This is a genomic window from Streptomyces sp. 7-21 (assembly GCF_016741785.1).
In the GTDB taxonomy this organism is placed as follows: domain Bacteria; phylum Actinomycetota; class Actinomycetes; order Streptomycetales; family Streptomycetaceae; genus Streptomyces.
In genome coordinates this window covers 295,798-303,215 of sequence record NZ_JAERRL010000007.1, presented here as the reverse complement: position 1 = coordinate 303,215, position 7,418 = coordinate 295,798, and the positions used below count along the sequence as shown (strand labels likewise).

General features: G+C 73.3%; 4 protein-coding genes and 2 pseudogenes. All 6 read right to left on the bottom strand.

Annotation, left to right across the window (positions count from 1 at the left end):
- Window positions 1-91: 91 nt before the first annotated feature.
- Window positions 92-784 (bottom strand): GntR family transcriptional regulator, encoded by a 693-nt coding sequence (locus tag JK356_RS12175; RefSeq protein ID WP_201867669.1) that lies wholly within the window; start codon window positions 782-784, stop codon window positions 92-94.
- Window positions 785-1,456: 672 nt separating this feature from the next.
- The gene (locus tag JK356_RS12170; RefSeq protein WP_307815540.1) at window positions 1,457-2,869 is read right to left on the bottom strand and encodes a sialidase family protein; all 1,413 of its coding nucleotides are present in this window, start codon (window positions 2,867-2,869) and stop codon (window positions 1,457-1,459) included.
- 297 nt (window positions 2,870-3,166) lie between these two features.
- Window positions 3,167-3,647, bottom strand: a pseudogene (locus JK356_RS12165) (carboxymuconolactone decarboxylase family protein).
- 270 nt (window positions 3,648-3,917) lie between these two features.
- Window positions 3,918-4,700: a type I methionyl aminopeptidase gene (gene map, locus JK356_RS12160; RefSeq protein ID WP_201867668.1), complete on the bottom strand. Its 783-nt coding sequence runs from the start codon at window positions 4,698-4,700 to the stop codon at window positions 3,918-3,920.
- 127 nt (window positions 4,701-4,827) lie between these two features.
- Window positions 4,828-5,787 (bottom strand): annotated as a pseudogene (locus tag JK356_RS12155) (hydroxyacid dehydrogenase).
- A gap of 197 nt (window positions 5,788-5,984) precedes the next feature.
- Entirely contained in the window at window positions 5,985-7,040 is a 1,056-nt protein-coding gene (locus JK356_RS12150; RefSeq protein WP_307815539.1) for a substrate-binding domain-containing protein, read from the bottom strand.
- Between the last annotated feature and the right edge of the window lie 378 nt (window positions 7,041-7,418).

Below are 7,418 nucleotides of genomic sequence, written 5' to 3'. Positions count from 1 at the left end.
GCATCAAACGGACTCACCAAAATCGCCACCACATCCGCCAGCGCAGACCGCTCCACCACAAACCCACTCATCCCTGCTCCTCGTGTCGTCGTCATCGGTCCCGCGTCGTCCGCTCCCCGGTCCCGAAGATCCGGTCGGCCTGGCTGAGCATCCGGGTCATGAAGCCTTCAATGTGCTCGCGAAGCAGCGTCTTCGCTCCCTCGGCGTCGCCTTCTTCAGCGCGCGCGAGGATCGCGCGGTGCTCATCCGCTTCGCGGTCCCACGTCGGCAGGGACCGCCAGGCGACGGAGGACACCAGGGCGGCCTGGTCGCGCAGGTTGTCCAGCATCCGCACCAGCAGCGGGTTGCCGCAGGGCTGGTACAGGGCACGGTGGAAGTCCCGGTTCGCCAGCGACCGTTCAGCGGCATCTGGCGCCTCGTCCGCGCGGGTCAGGGCGGCGTGCGCGGCGGCCAGGTCCGCGTTGGCGACGACGGTGCGGTGCACGGCCTCCGGCTCCAGCAGCAGCCTCACCTCGTAGACCGAGCGGGCCATGCCGGCGTCCACGGTCCTCACGGAAGCGCCCTTGTACTCGTTCATGACGACCAGGTCGCGTCCGGCGAGGGTCTTCAGCGCCTCGCGCACCGGCGTCTTGGACACCCCGAAGGCGGCGGCGAGTTCGGTCTCCACCAGCGGCGAACCGGGCGCCAGCTGACCGGTGAGAATGGCGTGCCGGAGGTGTTCCAGGACGTACTGCGTCCGGGACGGGGCGGGCGTGAGCGAGGCGCCGGGCCGGGGGAGAGTCATGCGGCACCTCCCGTGCCGGGCCGGGGCGAGATCTGGCGTATCGCGTCTCGTATATGACGCGGGAGCCGTGAAGGGTACGCGTGCATCTGGGGTTTCGGGTTCCGTTCTGTCTGGCTGGCCTGGCCTGGTGCGCCCCGTCGAGAGGGCTGGGTCATGGGGCCGCCGGCCTGCTGGGAGGCGTGTGCGGTGCCGCCACGGGAGCAGGTGACGCGCCGCGGCGGCGGACGGAGACGTGCGCGTGGGAAACGTTTCCCGCCGATCGCCGGTTACCAGTGCCCAGCGATGCCGCTGCCAGCGCCGCGGAGAGACCGAGGCGGTCCACGCCGTCGTGAACCCGCTGGCCGGCATGTGTGTTCCGCGCGGCTCCGGTCCTCGCGCTGCTGACCGCGCCGGCGGTGGTAGGCACCCCGTCTCCTTCCGTCTCGGCGGATGGTGCCGCCTCGGGTCCGCCCGTTCGCGCGGTGTGCCGGAACGCCGGACCTGTCCCGGCAGACTCTAGGAGAGTCGTGAACGATCACACAAGGAAACTTTGTCCCGTTGCCGCCGTGATGTCAGGAAAGCGGGGGAGAGGAGTCGCCGCGGCGATCGCGCCCGGGGCTCTGTGCGGTGCTGCCAGGACCGGAGTGGCGGTGCCCGTCCGCTGCGCGCGACGGCGGACGGGCACCAGCCGGGTCAGCCGAGGGGAGCCGTGGCGTAGTACGGCTTGCAGACGTCACCGTCCCAGTCGGTGGCGATCTCCAGCAGCCGCGTGCCGTCGGCGGACGGCAGGAGCGGGGAGCTGTAGTTGGGGCAGTAGTCCGGCTGCGCGTCCGGTACCGGCACGGGGGCCGGGATGGCTGTCCAGGGGCCCTCGCCGTTCGAGGAGTTGACCATCACGGTGCTGCCGTTGCCCTCGGCCGTGCTGCCGTCGGCGTTGAGCAGCATCTGGCCGATGAGCAGGATCCGCCCGTCCGGATCGCCGCCCGGGTCGGGCGCCCAGGCGATGGTGGGCGTGGCGCGGAAGTACCGGCCGTCGGCCGTCTCCGGGCGGTAGCCCAGGTGTGCCGGGTCGCCCCAGTCCCAGCCGTCGGGTGAGGTCCGGTAGTGCACGACGCACTGGTACTGGCCGCCCGGGTTGCAGATTTCGTAGCTCATGAAGTAGGTGCCGTTGGGCAGCTTGCGGACCACCGGCATGCCGGGGCGGTCCTCCGGCCAGTCGCTGGCCACCACGTCGCGCGGGTCGGACCAGGTGACGCCGTCGTAGGAGCGGACGGCGGACAGTTTCTGGCTGTGTGCGCTGTCCGTCTCGTCGGCGTAGTAGCACACCAGCGCGCCGTCCTCGGCGATGGTGAACTCCGGCTCCCACAGGCCGCCGTCGTTCGGGGCCGTTGCGCACGAGGACAGGTACGACCAGGTGCGTCCCACGTCGTGGCTGGTCCAGATCCGCAGCGACATGCGGCGGTCGTCCTCGTCCTGCCCGGCGGAGGACGCCCACAGCAGGGTGCCCGCCGGCAGGTCGCCGACGGGCTGCGGCAGTTCGTACAGCGTCGCGCAGCACAGGCCCTTCCCGCCGGACGACTCGGGGTCAGCGACCGTGCCGACCTGCTCGAAGGTGGCGCCGTCGTCGGTGCTCTCGTAGATGGCACCCAGGCCGTTGCCGTCCTCGAAGGTGACGACGCTGGCCAGCACGCGGCCGCTGGCCTCGCCGCTGTGCTCCAGCCGCAGGACGCGCGGGTACAGGCCGGTGCCGTCGCGGAGCAGGGCGGGGGCGGTCAGCGTCCCGGCGTCGTCCTGGGGCCTGCTCCCGCTGCCGTCCTCCGTTCCTGTCTCTGCCTCGGCCTCCACCGGGGTCCCGGCCGCCGGCTCGGTGCCGTCTGTCTGGCGCCCGGTGTCCTGTGCCGTCGGCTCGGCTGCTGTCTCCGCGCCGCCGGACGCGGCCGGTGCGGACGCGCTGGAGGAATCGTCGACGGCCAGGGCGGCCGGCAGGCCGAGCAGGGACGTGACCAGCACGCCGGCGCTCAGCAGCGCCGACGCGGTCCGCCACCGGCGGGCGCGCCGTGGCCGTTCGGGGGGTGAGACGCCGGAGCGTCGCGGGATACGGATCACGCGGTTCCTCCTCGGGGTGGGGGAGCTGTCCGGGTGCCGCCGCTGGCCGGGCGCGCCGCTGGTGCGGGCGGTGGGGCGCCGGGGTGGGATGAACAGATCACGGGGGCGGGATCTCGGTGGCTCCTGCTGGTGCCGTCCGGGTGGTCCCGCGTCGCCCGGCGGAGCGGCGCGGAGACCCCGGCTCCCTGTTTACATCGATGTAATACGGGCTGTAAAGGTGCGGGAGTGCAGTCCGTCGCACCGCCCGGACCTGCCAGAGGTGACGTCACCCGGCCCGTGCGGCCGGGTGACGGCGCGTCAGCCGGACTGCCGGGGCTGGCAGTCGCCCGCGGGTATCCGGGCCATGGCGTTGACGCGGTTGGAGGCGTTGATGAGGGAGATGAGCGTGACGAGGCCGGCGAGCTGGTCCAGGTCGTAGCGCCGGGCGGCGTTGGCCCACGCCTCATCGGGAACGCCGCCGGCCGCGTCGGCCAGGCGGGGGCCCTGTTCCGTCAGCTCCAGGGGCGGCGCGCTCGGCCTCGGTGACGACCGTAGCCTTGCGCCAGGCGGTGACCAGGCTCAGCCGCACCGGTGACTCCCCGGCGTGCGCGGCGTCCTTGGTGTGCTGGTCCAGGCAGGCGGCGCAGCCGTTGATCTGGCTGGCGCGGATCTTCACCAGTTCCTGGGTCGCGGCCGGCAGCGGTGACGGGCCGTCCGGGGTGCCCGCGGCGGCGAGCCGCCTGAGGTACCGGGCGGTGACGGGGTTGGTGAAGAGGCCGAACTGGGCTTCCGTGTCCACTTTTTGCGTGAGGTCCGCGGGTGCGGGTGACACCTCACTGACGGCCGCGCCCGGCCAGAGGTGACGGGGCGGCCGTGACGTGCGTCTCCCGCCGCTCCGCGCCGTGCGGCGGTGGCCGGTGGGGGAGGGGAACGGCGTTGGCAGCGGCGTCGCCGTGCGGCCACGCGAGCGGCCAGCACCGGCGCTGCCGGGGACGGTGGGCGCCAGCCGGAACCGGCGCGCCGCCGCTGCCGGGGCGGGAGGGAGCGGAGGTCCCGCCTCCCGCTGGTCTCACGCCCGGGCCTGGGCCGGCAGGGTGAGGATCTCGGCGCCGTCCTCGGTGACGGCGACGGTGTGTTCGCTGTGCGCCGTCCGGCAGCCGGTCGCGCTCCGCAGGGTCCACCCGTCGGCGCCGGTGACGAGCTCGTCGGTGTCGGCCATGATCCACGGCTCCAGCGCCAGCAGCAGGCCGGGGCGCAGCTTGTAACCCCGGCCCGGGCGGCCGGTGTTGGGCACGTGCGGGTCCTGGTGCATCGTCGAGCCGATGCCGTGGCCCCCGAACTCGGTGTTGATCGGGTAGCCCGCCTCGGTCAGGACTGTGCCGATGGCGTGGGAGAGGTCGCCGATGCGGGCTCCGGGCCGGACGGCGGCGATGCCCGCCGCCAGGGCGCGCTCGGTGGCGTCGATGAGCGCGACGCTCTCCGGAGGCCGGGAGTCGCCGACCAGGAAGCTGATGGCGGCGTCCGCGGCGACGCCGCCCGTGGCGACGGCCAGGTCCAGGCTCAGCAGGTCGCCCTCGGCGAGCGTGTAGTCGTGCGGCCGCCCGTGCAGCACGGCGTCGTTGACGGAGGTGCAGATGTAGTGGCCGAACGGGCCGCGGCCGAAGGACGGCTCGTAGTCCACGTAGCAGGATGTCGCGCCCGCCTCCTCGATCATGGCCTTCGTCCACCGGTCGATGTCCAGCAGGTTGGTGCCGGGCGTGCTGCGGCTCCTGAGCGTCTGGAGGATGTGGGCGACCAGGGCGCCGGACTCCCGGGCGCGGGCCAGCTGGGCGGAATTGAGAATCTCGATCACGCGGCGTCCTTCTCACGCTGCCAATAACAATACCGGTGTCACTCTACCGGTATTTGAATCGGCGTCGCGCCCGGTCCGGGTGCGGGGTGCGGGCCGGGTAGGGAGGACCCCGGCCCGCACCGGCCTGTCAGGCGAGGCGCGCCAGGGCCTCGCGGGCGACCCCGTGAGCGAAGGGCTCCCCGCGCGCGTACCGTTCCAGCTCGTCGAGGGCGTGACCGGCCAGGCGCGCGAGCTCCCCGCCAAGCGAGCCCGCTATGTGCGGGGTGACGAGCACGTTCGGCAGGTCGTACAGCGGCGAGGCAGCGGGGAGCACCTCCGGCTCGGTGTGATCCAGCACGGCGTACAGCCGCCCCGAGGCCAGCTCCGCCGTCAGCGCCTCCTGGTCGACCAGGGCGCCCCGGGCCGTGTTGATCAGCGTGGCGCCGTCCCGCATCGAGGCCAGCCGCCGCGCGTCGATCAGGTGGCGCGTCTCGGGCAGGGCGGGCGCGTGCAGCGTCACGATGTCGGAGGCGGCCAGCAGCTCGTCCAGGCCGCTGCGGCGGGCCCCGGGCAGCTCCTCCGTCAGGTACGGGTCGCTGACCAGCACCGTCAGGTCGAACGGCCGCAGCAGCTCGATGACGCGGCGCCCGATCCGGGAGGCGCCGACGACGCCGACCGTGCGGCGGTAGTTGCCGAAGCCGGGGTAGCGGGCGTCCCAGTCGGCCGGCGAGCGTTCCGCCCGGTAGGCGCGGGCGATGTCCACCACGCGCTTGCCGGAGAAGAGAATCGCCGCGAGCGTGAACTCCGCCACCGGCTCGGCGTTGGCCGCGGCGGCCGAGGAGACCCGCACCCCCCGCTCCCAGCACGCGTCGGTGACGATTCCCTAGACCGAGCCCGCCGCGTAGACGATGGCTTCCAGGCGCGGGGCGCGTGCCAGCACGTCCGCCGTGACGGGCGGGCAGCCCCACGAGGCGAACAGCACCTGCGTGCGCGACAGGTCCACGCCGTCGAACCCGGCCACCGGGTGGTCCGGGCGGACTTCGGCGACGGCGTGCAGCCGCTTGCGGGCGGAACCGCCGAGGAGCCGCGGGGCGACCCGCTCGCTCATCGCGACGGTGGTCACCGGCCGTCCCGGGCTCACCGGGCGCTCTCCGACGTCATCGCGGGATCTCCTCAAATCGATTATGAATGCCTTCGGGTCTGATCGATCAGACACCATGAGGCATCATCCGCACAACCGCCGTGCAGCGTCCACGGCAGACCCGGGTATCGATCGGGAACGGTCAGAACCGAAACGGGGGTGCGTCAGCGGGCCGGCGCGGTCGACGCGCGCCGCTTCAGCTCCGGCAGCAGCACCGTGTGCTCGGCCGGCGCGTCCGGGTCGTCCGTCAGGCGCCGCACCAGCAGGTCCACGGCGCGGCGGCCCACCGCCTCCTTGGGCGGCGCGACCGCCGTCAGCGGCGGGGCGCTCAGCGCGGCGACCTCGTCGTCATACGCCACCAGCGACAGGTCCTCCGGCAGCCGCACGCCCGCCGCCTGGAGCTGCTGGACCAGCACCAGCGCGTCGGAGTCGTTGTGCACGAGCATGCCGGTCGCCCCGTCCGCCACCGCGGCGAGCACCTGTGCGCACTGTTCGTCGGCCGGCCCGTCGGCACCGATGTCCACCTGCACCGGCTCGGCGAGCCCCAGCTCGCGGACAGCGGCCAGGAAACCCTGGCGCACGCTCTGCGTGGTCGGGCTGGGGCGCGCGGCCGTAACCAGCCTGCGGTGGCCCAGATCGGCCAGGTGACGGGCGGCCAGGAAGGCCCCGTGGGCGTGGTGGGAGGCCACCGAGTCCAGGCGCGACGACAGGCGGCCGAGCCCGGTCTGGCGCTCCACCATGACCGCCGGGCGCGGCAGCGTGGTCAGCCAGTCCTCGTGCCGGGCGTCCGGCTGCCGGCTCGGCGTCAGCAGCAGCCCGTCCACGCCGCTGCCGGCGAGCTGGTCCACCCGGGCCCGGGCCTCCTCGTCGTCGTAACGGGAGACCGCCAGTACGATGCGGGCCCCGTGCCGCTCAGCCTGCTCCCGGGCGCCCTTGATGACGGCCGGGTAGTAATAGGAGGCCGTCGGCACCACCATCCCGATGACCAGCTGCTGCCCGCCGGGAGCGGGAGCCGGCCCGGGCGCGGGCGACGGCGCCGGTTCGGACCTGGTGATCCCCCCGTGCACGCGCCTGACCAGGCCCTGCCCGGCCAGCACCTCCACGTCCCGGCGCAGGGTCACCATCGACACGCCCAGCTGCTCCGCCAGCTCGGCCAGGCGCACGGAGCCCCGCTCGCGCACCTCGCGCACGATCCGCTCCTGGCGTTCCCTGGCGAACACGGCGACTCCCTCGGCTTCGGCTGCCCGGGATCCTACCGCGCCCCGTTCCGATCGATCGGTTTCGTTCGCAGGCCGCAGCGGCCCGATGCTTTCCGGCTTCATGGTGATCTGTGCCGCTTTGCTCCCTGGACAAACCGTGCGTCCGAGGGTGAGGATGCCCACCGATCGAAACCGAAGCCGACCGTAATCGAAACGACGCACGGCGAGAGCCGGCTCCCCGCCTCCCGACGGACACCCGCCCGGCCACCCCACGACACGAACAGGAACCACGCGACATGACGCCACCACGCGGCGCCGGCCCCTTCACCCAGCACCGCTTCGACTACGCGCCCTGGCTGTTCTGGTCCGAGGCCGCACCGGAGGAGCGGGACCGCCAGC